This window comes from Streptomyces sp. NPDC002577, assembly GCF_053594815.1.
This window is the reverse complement of the sequence record NZ_JBSFWK010000027.1, coordinates 96,264-115,275: the sequence shown is the minus strand read 5'-3', so window position 1 is coordinate 115,275 and position 19,012 is coordinate 96,264. Positions and strand designations below refer to the sequence as shown.

General features: G+C 70.1%; 15 protein-coding genes. 9 read left to right on the top strand and 6 right to left on the bottom strand.

Annotated features, from left to right (window positions below):
* The first annotated feature begins 217 nt into the window (after positions 1-217).
* The 3 genes from ACWD4J_RS28245 to ACWD4J_RS28235 all read left to right on the top strand — a co-directional run bounded on the left by ACWD4J_RS28245 (position 218) and on the right by ACWD4J_RS28235 (position 3,426).
* Complete coding sequence (locus tag ACWD4J_RS28245) at positions 218-556, top strand: DUF3817 domain-containing protein (RefSeq protein ID WP_451398250.1); 339 nt, start codon at positions 218-220, stop codon at positions 554-556.
* An 18-nt stretch (positions 557-574) separates the two neighbouring features.
* Positions 575-1,645 (top strand): acyl-CoA dehydrogenase family protein, encoded by a 1,071-nt coding sequence (locus ACWD4J_RS28240; protein ID WP_451398249.1) that lies wholly within the window; start codon positions 575-577, stop codon positions 1,643-1,645.
* Positions 1,646-1,725: 80 nt separating this feature from the next.
* A complete protein-coding gene (locus tag ACWD4J_RS28235; RefSeq protein ID WP_451398248.1) occupies positions 1,726-3,426 on the top strand; it encodes a methylmalonyl-CoA mutase family protein in 1,701 nt (566 codons plus the stop codon).
* 30 nt (positions 3,427-3,456) lie between these two features.
* Here the strand turns inward: ACWD4J_RS28235 and ACWD4J_RS28230 are convergent, their stop codons facing one another.
* Positions 3,457-4,074, bottom strand: coding sequence for a TetR/AcrR family transcriptional regulator (locus ACWD4J_RS28230; protein ID WP_451398247.1), 618 nt, complete (start codon positions 4,072-4,074; stop codon positions 3,457-3,459).
* Positions 4,075-4,326: 252 nt separating this feature from the next.
* Here ACWD4J_RS28230 and ACWD4J_RS28225 point away from each other — a divergent pair, with 252 nt between their 5' ends.
* The 4 genes from ACWD4J_RS28225 (at position 4,327) to ACWD4J_RS28210 (ending at position 8,471) form a co-directional block, all read left to right on the top strand.
* On the top strand, positions 4,327-5,298 hold the full coding sequence (locus ACWD4J_RS28225) for a tetratricopeptide repeat protein (protein ID WP_451398246.1): 972 nt from the start codon (positions 4,327-4,329) through the stop codon (positions 5,296-5,298).
* Between the two features lie 601 nt (positions 5,299-5,899).
* On the top strand, positions 5,900-6,532 hold the full coding sequence (locus ACWD4J_RS28220) for a DUF6230 family protein (RefSeq protein WP_451398245.1): 633 nt from the start codon (positions 5,900-5,902) through the stop codon (positions 6,530-6,532).
* 132 nt (positions 6,533-6,664) lie between these two features.
* The gene (locus ACWD4J_RS28215; RefSeq protein WP_451398244.1) at positions 6,665-7,192 is read left to right on the top strand and encodes a DUF6114 domain-containing protein; all 528 of its coding nucleotides are present in this window, start codon (positions 6,665-6,667) and stop codon (positions 7,190-7,192) included.
* Entirely contained in the window at positions 7,182-8,471 is a 1,290-nt protein-coding gene (locus ACWD4J_RS28210) for a hypothetical protein (protein ID WP_451398243.1), read from the top strand. The genes ACWD4J_RS28215 and ACWD4J_RS28210 overlap by 11 nt, the downstream gene beginning before the upstream one ends.
* A 121-nt stretch (positions 8,472-8,592) precedes the next feature.
* On the opposite strand, the gene pyk is transcribed toward ACWD4J_RS28210, so the two are convergent.
* From pyk to pta, 3 genes are all read right to left on the bottom strand, one after another.
* Complete coding sequence (pyk, locus tag ACWD4J_RS28205; RefSeq protein WP_451398242.1) at positions 8,593-10,023, bottom strand: pyruvate kinase; 1,431 nt, start codon at positions 10,021-10,023, stop codon at positions 8,593-8,595.
* A gap of 73 nt (positions 10,024-10,096) precedes the next feature.
* Positions 10,097-11,350, bottom strand: coding sequence for an acetate kinase (locus ACWD4J_RS28200; RefSeq protein ID WP_451398241.1), 1,254 nt, complete (start codon positions 11,348-11,350; stop codon positions 10,097-10,099).
* Between the two features lie 89 nt (positions 11,351-11,439).
* Positions 11,440-13,518, bottom strand: coding sequence for a phosphate acetyltransferase (gene pta / locus ACWD4J_RS28195; RefSeq protein ID WP_451398240.1), 2,079 nt, complete (start codon positions 13,516-13,518; stop codon positions 11,440-11,442).
* 320 nt (positions 13,519-13,838) lie between these two features.
* Here pta and ACWD4J_RS28190 point away from each other — a divergent pair, with 320 nt between their 5' ends.
* Positions 13,839-14,864: an ATP-dependent 6-phosphofructokinase gene (locus ACWD4J_RS28190; RefSeq protein WP_451398239.1), complete on the top strand. Its 1,026-nt coding sequence runs from the start codon at positions 13,839-13,841 to the stop codon at positions 14,862-14,864.
* 70 nt (positions 14,865-14,934) lie between these two features.
* On the opposite strand, the gene ACWD4J_RS28185 is transcribed toward ACWD4J_RS28190, so the two are convergent.
* A complete protein-coding gene (locus tag ACWD4J_RS28185; RefSeq protein ID WP_451398238.1) occupies positions 14,935-15,624 on the bottom strand; it encodes a response regulator in 690 nt (229 codons plus the stop codon).
* Positions 15,621-17,354: a sensor histidine kinase gene (locus ACWD4J_RS28180; RefSeq protein WP_451398237.1), complete on the bottom strand. Its 1,734-nt coding sequence runs from the start codon at positions 17,352-17,354 to the stop codon at positions 15,621-15,623. Before ACWD4J_RS28180 ends, ACWD4J_RS28185 begins: the two co-directional genes overlap by 4 nt.
* 189 nt (positions 17,355-17,543) lie before the next feature.
* Between ACWD4J_RS28180 and ACWD4J_RS28175 the strand changes: the two genes are divergently transcribed.
* Positions 17,544-18,920, top strand: a complete 1,377-nt coding sequence (locus tag ACWD4J_RS28175) for a cation:dicarboxylate symporter family transporter (RefSeq protein WP_451398236.1) — start codon at positions 17,544-17,546, stop codon at positions 18,918-18,920.
* Positions 18,921-19,012: the final 92 nt, after the last annotated feature.

Genomic DNA, 19,012 nt, shown 5'->3' with positions numbered 1-19,012 from the left:
CCTGCCCCCGAGTGATCAAACGGAAGATGTCCAACTGGCCGCTCAAACGGGCCGAGCATCGCAACGGGACACCACCCGCACCGGACACCGTCACCGTCACCATCACCCGGCAGGACAGAACCTAAGTCACCGCCATTGGGACTAGGCCCTGTCGGCCTAGGGCGCGGGGAGCGGGGCGCCGCAAGATCTCCTCTTGTGCCCGGTTACGCTCGTAGCCATGAAACGAAGCGTGCTGACCCGCTACCGCGTCATGGCCTACGTCACCGGCGTCCTGCTGGTCCTGCTGACCCTCGGTGTGATCGCCAAGTACGTGCTGGACATGAACGGCGCCGCGGACTTCACGCGGGTCGTCGGCATCGCGCACGGCTGGCTGTACGTGGTCTATCTCGTCTTCGCCTTCGATCTCGGGTCCAAGGCCAAGTGGCCGGTCGGCAAGCAGCTGTGGGTACTCATCGCCGGTACCATCCCGACCGCCGCCTTCTTCGTGGAGCGCAAGGTCTCCCGTGAGCTCGAGGCCAAGGTCGCGGAGGACGGCGCGGCGGTCGCCGAGGCCTAACCGGCCGGACAGCCCCGTATGACCGCCCGCGACGGCATCGCTCCCGGCGATCACCCGCTGATCGTCGCCGCGCGCCGGCTCGCCGCCGACGTGCTCGCCCCGGCCGCCGAGGCGGCCGACCGCGAGGGCGTGGCGCCCGGGACGATCGCCGCGGTGAAGGCCTCCGGCGTGCTCGGCGTCGGCGCGCCCGAGCGGTACGGCGGTGCGGACGCGCCGGACGCCGTCGCCCGGGAGATCGCGGAGATCCTGGCGGGGGCCTGCTGCTCGACGTTCTTCGTGCAGGCCCAGCACCACACCCCCGTACAGCTGCTGCGGACCGGCGAGCAGGCCGCCCGCGAGCGCTGGCTCCGCCCGCTCGGCGAGGGCGAGCTGCTCGCCGGGATCGCCTTCTCCCATCTGCGGGCGTTCCCGGACCGGCCGGTGCGGGTCACACGCGAGCGTGCGGGCTGGCGCTTCGACGGGCGGGTGCCCTGGTACACGGGCTGGGGACTCAACGACGTGTTCCTGCTGGGCGGGGCCACCGACGACGGCGAGGTGGTCTTCGCCGCGGCCGAGCCCCGCGAGCAGTCCGGCCTGACGCCCACCGCACCCCTCCAGCTGGCGGCCCTGACCGGTACACGCACGGTGGGCCTGCTCCTGGACGGCCTCGTGGTGCCCGAGGAGGCGGTCGTGCAGCACCTCCCGTACGAGGAGTGGGCCACCGCCGACCGGCCCAAGAACACCAACACCAACCCGGCGGTCTTCGGCGTGGCACGCGCCGCACTGGATCTGCTGGACGCATCCGGCGACCCCGAGGCGAAGGCGACGGCCGGTGTCCTGCGCGACCGCCTCGCGGCCACGCGGCGGGACGCCTACGCGCTCGTGGACGAGGTCCCGGCCGGCGAGCGCATCCCCGACCGGCTGCGGCTCAAGATCCGCGCGTACGACCTGATGCGTGCCGCCACCACCGCGGCGATCGTCGCGGGCGGCGGCCGTGCCGTCGCGCTGAGCAACCCGGCCCAGCGCCTTGCCCGCGAGGGGCTCTTCCTGGTCGTGCAGGGCCAGACGGCTGACGTCCGCGCCGCGCATCTCGTGGCGTTGCGGTCCTGACCTGCACCGATGGGTTCCCTGGGAGACTGGCCCGAGTTCGGCCGTCGACATTTACTAGGACGTCCTAGTAACTTCGAAGTATGGACGCTGACGCCATCGAGGACGGCCGCCGCCGCTGGCAGGCCCGCTACGACGCTGCGCGCAAGCGTGACGCCGACTTCTCCACGCTCTCCGGGGACCCCGTGGAGCCGGTGTACGGACCCCGGCCCGGGGACGCCTACGAGGGCTTCGAGCGGATCGGCTGGCCGGGCGAGTACCCGTTCACGCGCGGCCTGTATCCGACCGGCTACCGCGGCCGTACGTGGACGATCCGCCAGTTCGCGGGCTTCGGCAACGCCGAGCAGACCAACGAGCGCTACAAGACGATCCTGTCGAACGGTGGCGGCGGGCTCTCGGTCGCCTTCGACATGCCGACCCTCATGGGCCGCGACTCGGACGACCCGCGCTCCCTGGGCGAGGTCGGCCACTGCGGTGTGGCGATCGACTCGGCGGCGGACATGGAGGTCCTGTTCAGGGACATCCCGCTGGGCGACGTGACGACGTCGATGACGATCAGCGGGCCCGCGGTGCCCGTCTTCTGCATGTACCTCGTCGCCGCGGAACGCCAGGGCGTCGACGCCGCCGTCCTCAACGGCACGCTCCAGACCGACATCTTCAAGGAGTACATCGCGCAGAAGGAGTGGCTCTTCCAGCCCGAGCCCCATCTGCGTCTGATCGGCGACCTGATGGAGTACTGCGCGCGGAACATCCCCGCGTACAAGCCGCTCTCCGTCTCCGGCTACCACATCCGCGAGGCCGGCTCGACGGCCGCGCAGGAGCTGGCGTACACGCTCGCGGACGGCTTCGGCTACGTCGAGCTGGGGCTCAGCCGCGGTCTGGACGTGGACACCTTCGCGCCGGGGCTCTCCTTCTTCTTCGACGCGCACGTCGACTTCTTCGAGGAGATCGCCAAGTTCCGTGCGGCGCGGCGCATCTGGGCACGGTGGATGAAGGAGGTGTACGGCGCGAGGACGGAGAAGGCGCAGTGGTTGCGGTTCCACACGCAGACCGCGGGCGTCTCGCTCACCGCCCAGCAGCCGTACAACAACGTCGTACGGACGGCCGTCGAGGCGCTCGCGGCGGTTCTCGGCGGCACCAACTCACTCCACACCAACGCCCTCGACGAGACCCTCGCCCTGCCGAGCGAGCAGGCGGCGGAGATCGCGCTGCGCACACAGCAGGTGCTGATGGAGGAGACGGGCGTCGCCAACGTGGCCGACCCGCTGGGCGGTTCGTGGTACGTCGAGCAGCTCACCGACCGTATCGAGGCGGACGCCGAGCGGATCTTCGAGCAGATCAAGGAGCGGGGGCGGCTGGCGCATCCGGACGGGCAGCACCCCATCGGGCCCGTGACCTCCGGCATCCTGCGCGGTATCGAGGACGGCTGGTTCACCGGAGAGATCGCCGAGTCCGCGTTCCGGTACCAGCAGGCGCTGGAGAAGGGGGACAAGAACGTCGTCGGCGTCAACGTCCACCAGGGTTCTGTCACCGGGGATCTGGAGATTCTGCGGGTCGGCCATGAGGTGGAGCGGGAGCAGGTGCGGGTTCTCGGTGGCCGCAGGGCCGCGCGGGACGACGCCGCGGTGCGGGCCTCGCTGGATGCGCTGCTCGCGGCCGCGCGCGGTGGCTCGAACATGATCGGGCCCATGCTGGGGGCGGTGCGGGCGGAGGCCACGCTCGGCGAGATCTGTGACGTCCTTCGGGCCGAGTGGGGCGTATACACGGAGCCGCCCGGTTTTTAGCAGGTGCCGCCGACGTGGGCACAACAGTGGTCAGTTGCTCGCCAAGCCCTCGATCAGCAGTCGCGTGAACCGTTTCGCCCACTCCTCGTCCACGGGTTCCGCGCTGACCAGGGTGCGGTGGACCACCGCGCCCGCGACCACGTCGAAGATGAGGTCCGCCGTGCGGGCGGCGGCTGCCGGGTCCTTCTCCACGGGGAGTTCGCCGCGTGCCTGGGCGCGGCTGCGGCCCTCCAGTACGAGGCGCTTCTGGCGTTCCACGATCGACGTGCGGATGCGTTCGCGCAGTGGCTCGTCGCGGGTGGACTCCGCCACCACCGCCATGAGGGCGGTCTTCGCCTCGGGCCGGTCGAGGATGGCCGCGAACTGGAGCACCACGCCCTCGATGTCCGCCGCGAGGCTGCCGCGGTCGGGGAGTTCGAGCTCGTCGAAGAGGACCGCCACCGCGTCCACGACGAGTTCGTTCTTGCCGGCCCACCGCCGGTACAGCGTCGTCTTGGCGACCCCCGCCCTGCTCGCGACGTCGCCCAATGTGAGCTTGGACCAGCCGAGTTCGACCAGCGCCGCCCGGGTCGCCTCCAGGATCGCGGCGTCCGCCGCTGCGCTGCGCGGGCGGCCCGTACGGGAGGCGGAGGGCGTACGACTCGGCATGCGGGCGACCCTACTCGCAGCTTCTGTGCCCCTGGCTCAGTGAGGCAGATCACCGGGTAAGAGCCCTGCAAACACCGCCCCGGCGCCCCGCCGCACAGTTACGCTACGACCCGTATCGAAAGCGGTGGCGAGGGCGCCTGCGGCGCATCTCGCACCGAAAGAGTGACAACCACCCGCGCCAGGTGGGGACCCGGCGCAGTGCAGAACACGAACGCTTTTCACAGTCGCGCGCGAAAGGGGGAGGATGTAGCCATGCAGCCTAGGAACATGTCCATGAGCGGCGTCGTCGACCTCGCCGCGGTGAAGGCGGCCCAGGAGGCCAAGGCGAAGGCGGAGCAGGCGCGCGCCGAAGCGGCCCGGCAGGGCGGGGGCGGAGCCGTGTCCCCCGCCAGCCTCGTCATCGATGTCGACGAGGCGGGTTTCGAGCTCGACGTCCTGCAGCGCTCCACCGAGGTTCCGGTCGTCATCGACTTCTGGGCCGAGTGGTGCCAGCCGTGCAAGCAGCTCGGTCCTCTCCTCGAGCGGCTGGCCCTTGAGTACAACGGGCGCTTCGTCCTGGCCAAGGTCGACGTCGACGCCAACCAGATGCTCATGCAGCAGTTCGGGATCCAGGGCATCCCGGCGGTCTTCGCGGTGGTGGCCGGCCAGGCGCTGCCGCTCTTCCAGGGCGCGGCCCCCGAGGGGCAGATCCGGCAGACCCTGGACCAGCTGATCCAGGTCGCCGAGCAGCGCTTCGGCCTGACGGGCCTCATGGTCGACCCGGACGCGCAGGGCGAGGAGGCCCCGGCCCCCCAGGTGCCGGCGGGCCCGTACGACGCGTTGCTCGAGGCCGCGGTGCAGGCGCTGGACGCGGGCGATCTGGGCGGTGCCGTCCAGGCGTACAAGAACGTCCTCGCCGACGACCCCGGCAACACGGAGGCGAAGCTGGGCCTGTCCCAGGCCGAACTGCTGAAGCGGGTGCAGGACGTGGACCCGCAGCAGGTGCGCAAGGACGCGGCCGACAAGCCCGGCGATGTCGTGGCGCAGATCGCCGCGGCCGACCTGGATCTGGTGGGCGGGCACGTCGAGGACGCCTTCGGCCGGCTCGTCGAGACGGTGCAGCGCACGGCGGGTGACGACCGGGACGCGGTGCGGCTGCGCCTTCTCGAGCTGTTCGAGGTGGTCGGCTCCGAGGATCCGCGCGTGGCGACGGCCCGCAGGGCGCTGGCGCGGGCCTTGTTCTGACCCGTTCCCGGCGCTGGGGCTTGTGATGCCCAAGTGAAAGATTTGGTGATGGGGGACCAGAGCGGCCGCGTTTTACCAAAACTTGGTAAACGCGGCCGCTGTTACTCCAAGTAAGTCGGGGGTCGTTTTCTGTCCGGTTCTGCCCGGTGATCGGCCGAAGTGTCAACGGCTGAGAAGGCACCCTCAGTTGCCATTCCATACCCGCCGGTACTGGTTCGGTTATGCGGCCGTTACTAGTCAGTAACGAACCCCCTTGTGTCGGCGCCGAGAATGCACCACGATCGGCCACGCTCGGTCCATTGCCTTTCTGCCCGACAGCCAATCGGGGGAAGGGTTTTCTGGGTCCCCACCGAGTGGGCCGGCGGACAGGAGCGCCGGCCGAGGACAGGGGGGTCTCCGTCGTGAGGCGGAGCCTGTCCATCAGGTTGTGCGTGATGAGTTCAGGCGCGACCAGTGGTTGTCGCTCGGGGGTGATCGCCGGTGTTTCGGGTGCCGTCAGCGCCTCGACGCGGCGCTCTCCTTCCCGAGGACGTAGCACTTCTCCCATCCCAGGTCGGGCCCTGGAGCACGACCGGAGATGTACGTCCGAGAAGGAGGAAATATGGAGTCCCAGGTGCGTGGCGGGACCAGATGGAAGCGTTTCGCGGTTGTGATGGTGCCGAGTGTGGCCGCCACCGCCGCAATAGGCGTCGGCCTGGCGCAGGGCGCGCTCGCAGCGTCGTTCAGCGTCTCCGGCCAGTCGTTCAAGGTGACGACGGACGAGCTCGTCGGCAAGGGCTTCTCGCAGTACGGAGCCATTGACGAGGGGTACACCCTCAAGGGTGAGAAGACGGCGCACGCGGTCGCGGTGTCCGGGTTCAAGACCGCGTCGATCACGAACATGTGCCAGTCCGTGGTCACCCCGGACGTGCCGTTCCTCGGTTCCGTCACCCTGACGCTGACGGCCGGTGGCGGCGGTACGCCGGTCAAGGCGCAGAACCTGTACATCGACGTGGCCGACCTCAACGCCGACGCCACGTTCAAGGGCCTCGACATCGGTGTTGCCGCCGGGAAGGCCGACAAGGGTCCGGGCATCTCCGAGGACGACCAGGCGAACCCGTTCGGCTTCGCCCAGCAGGCCGACGAGGTCGTGCTGAAGAACGTGAAGCAGACGGCGTGGGCCACCACCGCCGGAACCTTCAAGCTCAGCGGTCTGCACATGTCGCTGTCCACGGGCGTCAAGGAGTGCTACTAGGCACTCCGGTGGCGGGCGGGGGAGTCTCGCGGCTGTCCCGCCCGTCCGCTCCACCCCTGCCCTCACGCGCGGCAACACCCCTAATCCAGCCTTCACTTCCCACAGCAACGCCGTTCCAGGGAGCTGTTTTCGATGAGCGCCGAGACTCCGGCTACGCGCGGCCGATTCACCGACTGGCGGCTGCGGTTCCGCGCCTGGCGTGGCGATCGGCCGTTCTGGGCGGGCCTGTTCGTCCTGTTCAGCGGAATCCCGATCGCCTACTTCCCGTACGCGAATCTCCAGCTCGGTCATCTGTCGCTGGCGATGTCCACGACGGCCGGCGCGGGGTCCCTGATCATCGGCGTGCTGCTGATCGTGCTCGGCATAAGCCTGTGGTTCCAGAAGCACGTGCGGGTCTTCGCGGGTGTCGCGGCGATTCTGCTGGCGCTGGTGTCGATCCCGGTGTCCAACCTCGGCGGCTTCGTGATCGGCTTCCTGTTCGCGCTCATCGGCGGTGCGATGGCCGTCTCGTGGGTGCCGGGTGCGCAGCCCGCCCCCGAGGAGGGCACCGCGCCGGAGGGTGATGCGGCGGCCACGGGCGTGGACGGTCTGAGCAAGGCTAACGACCTGTCAGGAACGAGCCCGGCCAACGGGGCGAACGGGAGGCACAGTGCCGGCTGACGAGGTGACCCACGGGACTGAGGTGGACGAGTCCCGTGTGAGAACCGGGCCGCGCCACGCGGCACCCAAGAAGCCGCTGTTCACCAGGTTCCACATGCCGGCCGGCAAGGCTCTTGCCGTGGCCGCGATGCCCACGGCGGTCATCATGGGGATGGGCTTCACGCCGACGCTCGCCCGCGCCCAGGACCAGCCGTCGGCGAAGAACCTGACGGTCGACGAGTACCAGAATTGTGTCGAGGCTCTGGACGACTCCGCGGACGGCAAGGACGCGTCGGCCTCGCCGTCGCCGTCCGCCTCCGCGTCGGAGAGCGCCACCGACTCCGCCGACAAGGCCGAGGCGACCCCGTCGCCGTCCAAGGACACGACCTCTTCGTCGGATTCAGGTTCCGACGACAAGGCCGAGCCCTCGCCGTCCGCGTCCTCCGCGGGCACGTCGCAGAAGTCTTCGGACAGCGGTACGTCCACCGCGACGCCGGCCCCCTCGGCGTCCGCGAGCAGCGACAACCTGCTGGACAGCATCGGCGACGCGATCACGGACGTCCTCACGGGCGGCAGCGGCTCCTCGGCGAGCGCGACGCCCACGCCGTCCGCCTCGGCGAGTGCGAGCAAGGACACGTCCGGCGACGACGCGTCCGACACCGTCAAGGACACCGTCGACAAGGTCACCGACACGGTGAAGGACACCGTCAAGGACACGACCGACAAGGTGTCCGAGGCGGCAGAGGACACCGCGGACAAGGTCACCGACGCGGCCACCGCGACCCCCAGCCCATCCGCGAGCTCCACCACGGACGCGGAGGACTGCCCGGCCGCCACCGACGACGAGGGCGGCGTCGAGCCGATCGTGGCCCTGCCCGACGACCCCTGGTACCTGGACGCCAGCTCGCTGCTGCTCAAGGGCGCCGACTACAAGGGCATCGTCAAGGTGAAGACCGCCAACGGCACGGTCAAGGAAGTCCTGAAGTACGTCATCTCCGACGGCACGGACATCGGCGACCTGCACCAGACGGTCAAGGACGACCAGGCCGGCAAGACCTACCACGTGCAGGCGGCCGAGGGCTCGACGTCGACCATCCGCAACGGCGAGACGGTCATGTACACGGAGAGCATCTCCGGCAACCTGTTCGGCCTGGTGCCGGTCACGTTCAGCCCGGACAACCCGCCGCCGCTCAACCTCCCGCTGATCTACTTCACCAAGGTGAAGGTCGTGCAGGCCGGCCAGTTCGGCGGCGACCTGCACGTGCCGGGACTGCACCAGTACACGACCGACCTGAACTGACCGGGCACTGCCGCAGCCGCGGCCGTATCGGACCCGTCCGGGAGCCGCAACACAGCTGAGGGCGCCCCCTGTCACAGGGGGCGCCCTCAGCCGTTTCGCGATGCTGTTTCCGGTTGCGGGATCAGTCCCGTGCGGCGGCGCCCAGGTGGTGCACCCGGACCATGTTGGTGGTGCCGGGGACGCCGGGGGGCGAGCCGGCGGTCATGACCATGATGTCGCCCGCGTTGTAGCGCTGGAGCTTGAGCAGCTCGGCGTCGACGAGCTCGACCATCGCGTCCGTGTTGTCCACGTGCGGGACGACGAACGACTCCACGCCCCAGCTCAGCGCGAGCTGGTTGCGGGTGGACTCCTCCGTGGTGAAGGCCATGATCGGCTGGGAGGCGCGGTAGCGCGAAAGGCGGCGGGCGGTGTCACCGGACTTGCTGAAGGCGACCAGCGCCTTGCCACCCAGGAAGTCCGCGATCTCGCAGGCGGCACGGGCCACCGAACCACCCTGCGTACGCGGCTTCTTGCCGGGCACCAGCGGCTGCAGGCCCTTGGACAGCAGCTCCTGCTCGGCCGCGACGACGATCTTCGACATCGTCTTCACGGTCTCGATCGGGAACGCACCGACGGACGACTCCGCCGAGAGCATGACCGCGTCCGCGCCGTCCAGGATCGCGTTGGCGACGTCGGACGCCTCGGCGCGCGTCGGGCGGGAGTTGGTGATCATCGACTCCATCATCTGGGTCGCGACGATCACCGGCTTGGCGTTGCGGCGGCACAGCTCGATGAGGCGCTTCTGCACCATGGGGACCTTTTCGAGCGGGTATTCGACGGCCAGGTCGCCGCGGGCGACCATCACGCTGTCGAACGCCATCACGACGTCCTCCATGTTCTCGACCGCCTGCGGCTTCTCCACCTTGGCGATGACGGGGACCCGGCGGCCCTCCTCGTCCATGACCCGGTGCACGTCCTTGACGTCGTTGGCGTCCCGGACGAAGGAGAGCGCGACCATGTCGCAGCCCATGCGCAGCGCGAACCGGAGGTCCTCGATGTCCTTCTCGGACAGCGCAGGGACGTTCACATGGGCGCCGGGCAGGTTGATGCCCTTGTGGTCGGAGATGACACCGCCCTCGATGACGACCGTCCTGACGCGCGGGCCGTCGACCTCGACGACCTTCAGCTCGACGTTGCCGTCGTTGATCAGGATCGGGTCGCCCTTGGACACGTCGCCGGGCAGGCCCTTGTAGGTCGTGCCGCAGATCGACTTGTCGCCCGGGACGTCCTCGATGGTGATGGTGAACTCGTCACCGCGCACCAGCTCGACGGGGCCTTCGGCGAAGGTCTCCAGGCGGATCTTGGGGCCCTGGAGGTCGGCGAGGACGCCGATGGCCTTCCCGGTCTCCTTGGCAGCGGCCCGGACGCGGTCGTACCGCCCCTGGTGCTCGGCGTGCGAGCCGTGGCTGAAGTTGAAGCGGGCCACATTCATGCCGGCTTCGATCATCCCGACGAGTTTTTCGTGGGAATCGACGGCGGGGCCCAGCGTGCAGACGATTTTCGAACGGCGCATGGGGCGATCCTATCGGTTTGTTTCGCTTCGGAATATTCCGTCTGGCGGAAGATACAAATGGGCGAATGGGTGCTCAGGCGTTGCCATTTTCGGTCCTCGCTGATGCGACAGCTGATGCGACAAGTGCGTAGCTCTGGCGAGCGATCTCCAGTTCCTCGTCGGTGGGTACGACGGCGACCGCCACGCGCGCGTACTCGGGCGAGATGAGCCGCGGTCCGTCGGCCCGGACGGCGTTCAGCTCGCCGTCGACCGCCAGGCCCAGCTCCTCCAGGCCCGCGACGGCGGCCTCCCGCACCGGGGCCGCGTTCTCGCCCACGCCCGCGGTGAACGCCACCGCGTCCACCGTGCCCAGTACCGCGTAGTAGGCGCCGATGTACTTCTTCAGCCGGTGGATGTAGATGTCGAACGCGAGCCGCGCCTGTTCGTCGCCTTCGTCGATCCGGCGGCGGATCTCCCGCATGTCGTTGTCGCCGCACAGCCCGATCAGGCCGCTCTTCTTGTTCAGCAGTTCGTCGATCTCGTCGGCCGACATGCCGCCGACCCGCATCAGATGGAAGATGACGGCCGGGTCCATGTCACCGGAGCGCGTACCCATCACGAGCCCCTCCAAAGGCGTCAGCCCCATGGAGGTGTCCACGCACCGCCCGCCGCGCACCGCGGACGCCGACGCGCCGTTGCCCAGGTGCAGCACGATCACGTTGACCTCGGACGGGTCCTTGCCGAGCAGCTTCGCGGTCTCGCGGGAGACGTACGCGTGCGACGTGCCGTGGAAGCCGTAGCGGCGGATGCGGTGCTCGTCGGCGGTCTTGACGTCGATCGCGTAGCGCGAGGCGGACTCCGGCATCGTCGTGTGGAAGGCGGTGTCGAAGACCGCGACCTGCGGCAGGTCCGGGCGCAGGGCCTGGGCGGTGCGGATGCCGGTGAGGTTCGCCGGGTTGTGCAGCGGCGCGACCGGGATCAGCCGCTCGATCTCGGCGAGCACCGCGTCGTCGATGACGGTCGGCTCGGTGAAGTGCTTGCCGCCGTGCACCACGCGGTGGCCGATCACGGCGAGCTCGGGGGAGTCCAGGCCGAGCCCGTCGGCCGCCAGCTCCTCGGCGACCGCCTTGAGCGCCGCGTCGTGGTCGGAGATCGGACCGGTGCGCTCGCGCTTCTCGCCGCCGTCGGTGAGGGGGGTGTGCACCAGGCGGGAGGTCTCCTCGCCGATCCGCTCGACCAGGCCCACGGCGAGCCGTGAGCTGTCGCTCATGTCGAGGAGCTGGTACTTCACCGACGAGGAGCCGGAGTTGAGGACGAGTACGCGAGTCGCCGCGCGGGTGTCGGACACGGATGGGGTGCTTTCTGGTGCGGAGGAGGGGGTGCTGTCGATGCGCCGGGACGGGCCTCGCCCGGTCATGCCCTGGCTCGTGCCTCGGCTCATGCCTTGGCGGGGCCCTGGGCCTGGATCGCCGTGATGGCGACCGTGTTGACGATGTCCTGGACGAGCGCTCCCCGGGACAGGTCGTTCACGGGCTTGCGCAGGCCCTGCAGCACCGGGCCGACGGCGATCGCGCCGGCCGAACGCTGCACGGCCTTGTAGGTGTTGTTGCCGGTGTTCAGGTCCGGGAAGATCAGCACGCTGGCCTGGCCCGCGACCTCGGATCCCGGCAGCTTGGTGGCGGCCACGCTCGGCTCGACCGCCGCGTCGTACTGGATCGGGCCCTCGATCAGCAGATCGGGGCGGCGCGAGCGCACCAGCTCGGTGGCCTCGCGCACCTTGTCGACGTCCGCTCCGGAGCCCGACGTTCCGGTCGAGTACGACAGCATCGCGATCCGCGGCTCGACGCCGAACCGGGCGGCGGTGGTGGCCGACTGGATGGCGATGTCCGCGAGCTGCTCGGCGTCCGGGTCCGGGTTCACGGCGCAGTCGCCGTAGACGAGGACCTTGTCGGCCAGGCACATGAAGAACACCGAGGACACGATCGACGCGTCCGGCTTGGTCTTGATGATCTCGAAGGCGGGACGGATGGTCGCGGCCGTGGAGTGCACCGAGCCGGACACCATGCCGTCGGCCAGGCCCTGCTGGACCATCAGCGTGCCGAAGTAGTTCACGTCCGCCACCACGTCGGTCGCGAGCTCGACGGTGACGCCCTTGTGGGCGCGCAGCGCCGCGTACTCGGCGGCGAACTGGTCGCGCAGCTCCGAGGTCCCCGGGTCGAGGATCTGCGCGCCGGAGAGGTCGATGCCGAGGTCGGCGGCCTTCTTGCGGATCTGCTCGTCGGGGCCGAGGAGGGTCAGGTCGCACACATCGCGGCGCAGCAGCACTTCGGCGGCGTGCAGGACGCGCTCCTCCGTGCCCTCGGGCAGCACGACCCGGCGCCGGTCTGAGCGGGCCTGCTCCAGCAGCTTGTGCTCGAACATCATGGGCGTGACGCGGGTGGTGCTGGGCGCCGAGACCCGCTTGACCAGGTCGCTCGTGTCCACGTACCGCTCGAAGAGGCCGAGCGCCGTCTCCGCCTTGCGGGGCGTCGCGGCGTTCAACTTGCCCTCCAGCGCGAACAGTTCCGCCGCCGTGGGAAAGCTGTTGGTCGCCACCGAGACGACCGGTGTGCCGGGGGCCAGGCGGTCCGCGAGGGCCAGGATCTCCGGCGTGGGCACCTCGCCCAGGGTCAGCAGCACACCCGCGATCGGCGGTGTCCCCGCACTGTGCGAGGCCAGTGTGCCCACGACGAGGTCGGCGCGGTCCCCCGGAGTGACGACCATGCAGCCGGGGGTCAGCGCGGTGAGGAGGTTCGGCAGCATAGCGCCGCCGAAGACGAAGTCGAGCGCGTCGCGGGAGAGGCCGGCGCTGTCGCCGAGGAGCACCTTGCCGCCCAGCGCGTGGGTGATCTGCGCGACCGTCGGAGCGGACAGCGCGGCATCGTCCGGCAGGACGTAGCACGGCACCGGCAGACGCGTGTCCACGCCCTGCTGGACGGCCTCGCGGTCCTCCGGCGCCACCCGGTTGGCGATCATGGCGATGACGTCGCAGCCCAGACCCTCGTACGCGCGATGGGCGTTGCGGACCTCGGCGAGCACCGACTCCGCGGTCTGCTTCCTGCCGCCCACGACCGGCAGCACGGACGCGCCGAACTCGTTGGCCAGGCGCGCGTTCAGAGCGAGCTCGTCGGGCAGCTGGGTGGCGGCGAAGTCGGTGCCGAGGACGAGGACGACGTCGTAGTCCCGGGCGACCCGGTGGAAACGGTCGACGAGCCGGGAGACCAGCTCGTCGGTGCCCTGCTCGGCCTGGATCGCCGAGGCCTCCTCGTACGGGAGGCCGTAGACGGATGCCGGATCCTGCTCCAGACGGTAGCGGGCGCGGAGCAGTTCGAAGAGGCGGTCCGGGCCTTCGTGGACGAGGGGACGGAACACGCCCACCCGGTCGACCTGGCGGGTCAGGAGCTCCATGACCCCCAGCTCGACGACCTGGCGCCCGTCGCCCCGGTCGATCCCGGTCACGTACACGCTGCGCGTCACGCTTGCTCTCCGTTTCGTCGCTGTCCGGTGGTGGCCGCCATGGACGTACTCGTGGTGCACATCGGAGCCGAGCGCTCGGATCGTGACCAGTCAGACAGAAAATACCCGCTGTCGTGGGCGTTGCCCTCTTGACAATACCCTTGGAGGTGGTTACGGCGCCCGCCGGGAGAAGGGCCTGGTGGGGGCCGGGGAACAGCACTGCGGACCGAGTCCTGGGGGCCGCCGCGGGGGCCCAGATGGCGCAGGACGCGAAGCACCTGGGGCCGTGAAACAATCGGACTGGCTCACAAGTATCACCAGCGAGCAGGAGACACAGCACGATGCGTATCGGAGTTCTCACCGCAGGCGGCGACTGCCCTGGGCTGAACGCAGTCATCCGGTCGGTCGTGCACCGCGCCGTCACGCACTACGGAGACGAGGTCATCGGCTTCGAGGACGGTTACGCGGGCCTGCTCGACGGGCGCTACCGCAACCTCGACCTCAACGCGGTGAGCGGCATCCTGGCCCGCGGCGGCACGATCCTCGGCTCATCCCGCCTGGAGCGCGACCGGCTCCGCGAGGCCTGCGAGAACGCCCGCGACATGGCCCGCGAGTTCGGCATCGACGCGCTCATCCCGATCGGTGGCGAAGGCACCCTGACCGCCGCGCGGATGCTCTCGGACGCGGGTCTGCCCGTCGTCGGGGTGCCGAAGACCATCGACAACGACATCTCCTCCACGGACCGCACCTTCGGCTTCGACACCGCGGTCGGTGTCGCCACCGATGCGATAGACCGCCTCAAGACCACAGCCGAGTCGCACCAGCGCGTCATGGTCGTCGAGGTCATGGGCCGTCACGCCGGGTGGATCGCGCTGGAGTCCGGCATGGCGGGCGGCGCGCACGGCATCTGCCTGCCCGAGCGTCCCTTCGACCCGGCCGACCTGGTCAAGATGGTCGAGGAACGCTTCGCGCGCGGCAAGAAGTTCGCCGTGATCTGCGTCGCCGAGGGCGCCCATCCGGCCGAGGGCACGATGGACTACGGCAAGGGCGCGATCGACCAGTACGGCCACGAGCGCTTCCAGGGCATCGGCACCGCCCTCGCGTTCGAGCTCGAGAGGCGCCTGGGCAAGGAGGCCAAGCCGGTCATCCTCGGCCACGTCCAGCGCGGCGGCGTCCCCACCGCTTACGACAGGGTCCTCGCCACGCGCTTCGGCTGGCACGCCGTGGAGGCGGCCCACAGCGGCGGCTTCGGCCATATGACGGCGCTGCGCGGCACGGACATCGCCATGGTGCCGCTCGCCGAGGCCGTCACCGAGCTGAAGACGGTGCCGAAGGACCGCATGGACGAGGCGGAGTCGGTCTTCTAGACATCGGTCTCCTGGACGTCGGTCTCCAGGACGTCGGTCTTCTAGGACACGGCCCGGCAGGGCCGTTCCTCTACTGCCCCGGAACCCACCGGTACTGGAACTCCGGCCGCCCCACCTGCCCGTACTGGGGACTTCGCGCGGCCCGCCCCGTGGTGACGAGGTGCTCCAGGTAACGGCGCGCCGTGATCCGGGAGATGCCCACGGACTCGGCCGCCGCCGTGGCCGTCAGGCCGTCGGCGGAGTCGCGCAGGGTGCGGGTGACCCGTTCCAGGGTCGGGCCGCTCAGGCCCTTGGGGAGCGCGGCAGGCCCGGGGGCCCGCAGGGTCGCGAGCGCCCGGTCCACCTCGTCCTGGCCGGTGGCCTCGCCGGCCGTCGTACGGAACTCCGCGTACCGTACGAGCCGGTCGCGCAGCGTCGCGAACGTGAACGGCTTCAGGACGTACTGCACGACGCCGAGCGAGACCCCCTCGCGGACCACCGCGAGGTCCCGGGCCGACGTCACCGCGATCACGTCGGTGTGGTGGCCGGCCGCGCGCAGGGTGCGGGCGAGTTGGAGGCCGTGGCCGTCCGGCAGGTGCAGGTCCAGCAGGAGCAGGTCGACCTGTATGCGGTCGAGGGCGCGGCGGGCCTCGGCGGCGCTGTGCACCACTCCGGCCACGGTGAAGCCGGGGACCCGGCCGACGTAGAGGCGGTGGGCGTCCGCGGCGACGGGGTCGTCCTCGACGACCAGTACGCGGATCTCCTCCTGCGGAGTGCTCACTCTTTGCCTCCGGGACCGGAGCCGTATGCGGCTTCCCTCGAGTCGGTTTCCGTCTCACCCGAGGGAGCCGGAATCGTGGGCACGGCGGTCGGCCGGGCACCCACAGCGGTTGCACGGCTGCCCACAACGGTGGTGGTCAGCGGCAGGCTCGCCGTGAAGTCCGCGCCGCCCTCCGCCGATTCCGTCACCGTCAGCGTGCCCCCGTTTCGTAGCACCGTCTGCCGTACCAGGGCCAGGCCCAGGCCGCGGCCGCCCGAGTCCGCGGGCTTCGTGGACCAGCCGCGCTGGAACACGGCCTCGGCGTGGGCCGGGTCCACTCCCGGGCCGGTGTCCGACACACGCAGGATCAGGCCGTCGTCGGCCGCGCGCGCCGTGACGGTCACGCACGCGTGCAGGGAGCCCTGGGCCGCGTCGACGGCGTTGTCGATCAGGTTGCCGAGGATCGTGACGAGGTCGCGGGCCGGCAGGGACTCCGGCAGCAGGCCGTCGTCGATGCGGCTGTCGTCGGAGACGAGAAGCTCCACGCCCCGCTCGTTCGCCTGGGCGGCCTTGCCGAGCAGCAGCGCCGCGAGCACCGGCTCGCCGACCGCCGCGACCACCTGGTCGGTGAGCGCCTGCGCCAGCTCCAGCTCGGCCGTGGCGAACTCGACGGCCTCGTCGGCCCGGCCCAGCTCGATGAGCGACACGACGGTGTGCAGCCGGTTCGCCGCCTCGTGCGCCTGGGAGCGCAGGGCCTGCGTGAAGCCCCGCTCGGAGTCCAGCTCGCCCATCACGGCCTGCAGCTCGGTGTGGTCGCGGAGCGTCACGACCGTACCGCGGCGTTCGCCGCCGGACACCGGCGAGGTGTTGACGACGACGACCCGGTCCGCGGTCAGGTGCACCTCGTCCACGCGCGGCTCCGTGGCCAGCAGCGCGCCGGTCAGCGGGGCGGGCAGGCCGAGCTCCGCGACGTTCCTGCCGATCACGTCGTCAGCGGCGGACACGCCGAGCAGCTCCCGCCCGCCGTCGTTGATCAGCGCGATCCGCCGCTGCCCGTCCAGCATCAGCAGCCCCTCGCGGACGGCGTGCAGGGTCGCCTCGTGGTAGGCGTGCATACGGCTGAGCTCGGTCGCGTTCATGCCGTGGGTGTGCCGCCGCAGCCGGGCGTTGATCACATACGTGCCGATGCCCCCCAGGATCAGCGCGCCCGCGGCGACGCCGAACAGCGCGGCCAGCTGGCTGCGCACCCGGGCGCTGATCTCGTCGACGCTGATACCCGCGCTGACCAGCCCGACGATCCGCCCGCCGCTGCGGATCGGCGTCACCACGCGCACCGACGGGCCCAGCGTGCCCGTGTAGGTCTCGTAGAAGGTCTTCCCGTGCAGCGCCGGCTCGATGTGGCCGAGAAAGTGCTGTCCTATCTCCCGCTCGTTGGGGTGCGTCCAGCGGATGCCGTGCGTGTCCATGATCGTGACGAAGTCGACGCCGGTGCTGCGCTGCACCTGAAGCGCGTACGGCTGGAGGACCAGCGACGGCTCGGCGTCGTCGACCGCGTCCCGCACCGTCGGCGCCACCGCGACCGCACGCGCCGCCGCGCCCGCCTGGCGCCGCGCGGCCTCCTCGGCCTGGCGTCCATCACTGATGTACGTGAAGAGGGCGCACCCGGCCACGACGACGGCGACCAGCACGACCTGCATGGCGAAGAGCTGGCCGGCCAGGCTGCGGGGGCGGGACACGCGGGGCAGACGCATGGAGCCAGTCTGCCTCGGTGGATAAGCGTGAACTAAATGAACGCAAGGGTGACCGCGCTCACAGCCTGGGAGATAGTCACCGCATTGAATCCGGCCAGGACGTGAGCCGCACGGACTGCGCGTATCGCGCCGAGTACCGCCCCTGCCGTACCCGCGCACGCCAATGATGTCGTTCAAGGAGGCACACCCGTGTCCGCAGCACAGGTGACACCCGTAGCCAAGCGGGACCGAACCCACTATCTGTACATCGCGGTGATCATCGCGGTGGCGATCGGCATCGCCGTGGGCCTGATCGCCCCCGACCTGGCGGTCGAGCTGAAGCCGATCGGCACCGGCTTCGTGAACCTGATCAAGATGATGATCTCGCCGATCATCTTCTGCACGATCGTGCTGGGCATCGGTTCGGTCCGCAAGGCCGCCAAGGTCGGCGCGGTCGGCGGTATCGCGCTCGGCTACTTCCTGGTGATGTCGCTGGTCGCGCTGACCATCGGTCTCGTCGTCGGCAACATCCTGCACCCCGGTGACGGGCTGCACCTGACCGACGCGATCAAGGCGACCGGGCACGACCAGGTGTCCAGCGAGGCGCTGCCGCCCGTCGAGTTCGTGCTGTCGATCATCCCGATGACCTTCGTCTCCGCGTTCACCGAGGGCCAGGTGCTGCAGACCCTGCTGGTGGCGCTGCTCACCGGCTTCGCGCTGCAGGCCATGGGCCCGGTCGGCCAGCCGATCCTGCGCGGTGTCGAGCACATCCAGCGGCTGGTCTTCCGCATCCTCTCCATGGTCATGTGGGCCGCCCCGATCGGTGCCTTCGGCGCCATCGCCGCGGTGGTCGGGTCCGCCGGTCTCGACGCGCTCAAGAGCCTCGCCGTGCTGATGCTCGGCTTCTACGTGACCTGCTTCCTGTTCGTCTTCGTCGTGCTCGGCATCCTGCTGCGGGCCGTCGCGGGGCTGAACATCTTCACGCTGTTCAAGTACCTGGCCCGCGAGTTCCTGCTGATCCTGTCCACCTCGTCCTCCGAGTCCGCGCTCCCGCGGCTCATCGCGAAGATGGAGCACCTGGGCGTCAGCAAGCCGGTGGTCGGCATCACCGTCCCGACCGGCTACTCCTTCAACCTCGACGGCACCATGATCTACATGACCATGGCGTCCCTCTACATCGCCGACGCCCTCGGTACGCCGATGTCGATCGGTGAGCAGATCCCGCTGCTGCTCTTCCTGCTGCTCGCCTCCAAGGGCGCGGCGGGCGTCAGCGGCGCCGGCCTCGCCACGCTGGCCGGCGGTCTGCAGTCGCACAAGCCCGCCCTGGTGGACGGCGTCGGTCTGATCGTCGGCATCGACCGCTTCATGAGCGAGGCCCGCGCCCTGACCAACTTCGCGGGCAACGCCGTCGCCACCGTCCTGGTCGGCACCTGGACCAAGGAGATCGACAAGGAACGCGTCCGCCAGGTCCTCGCCGGCGACCTGCCCTTCGACGAGACGACCCTGCTGGACGAGGACTCCGCCGGTGAGCCGGCGGGCGAGGTGCCCTCGCCGCGGGACGGGGCGCAGGAGTCGGTCAAGGCGTAGCGCCCGCCTCCACTGATCGCCGACGCCGGACGGGCTGGATCACTCCAGCCCGTCCGCGCTTTCCTTTGTCGCCTGTTGCCTTGACGTCGGCG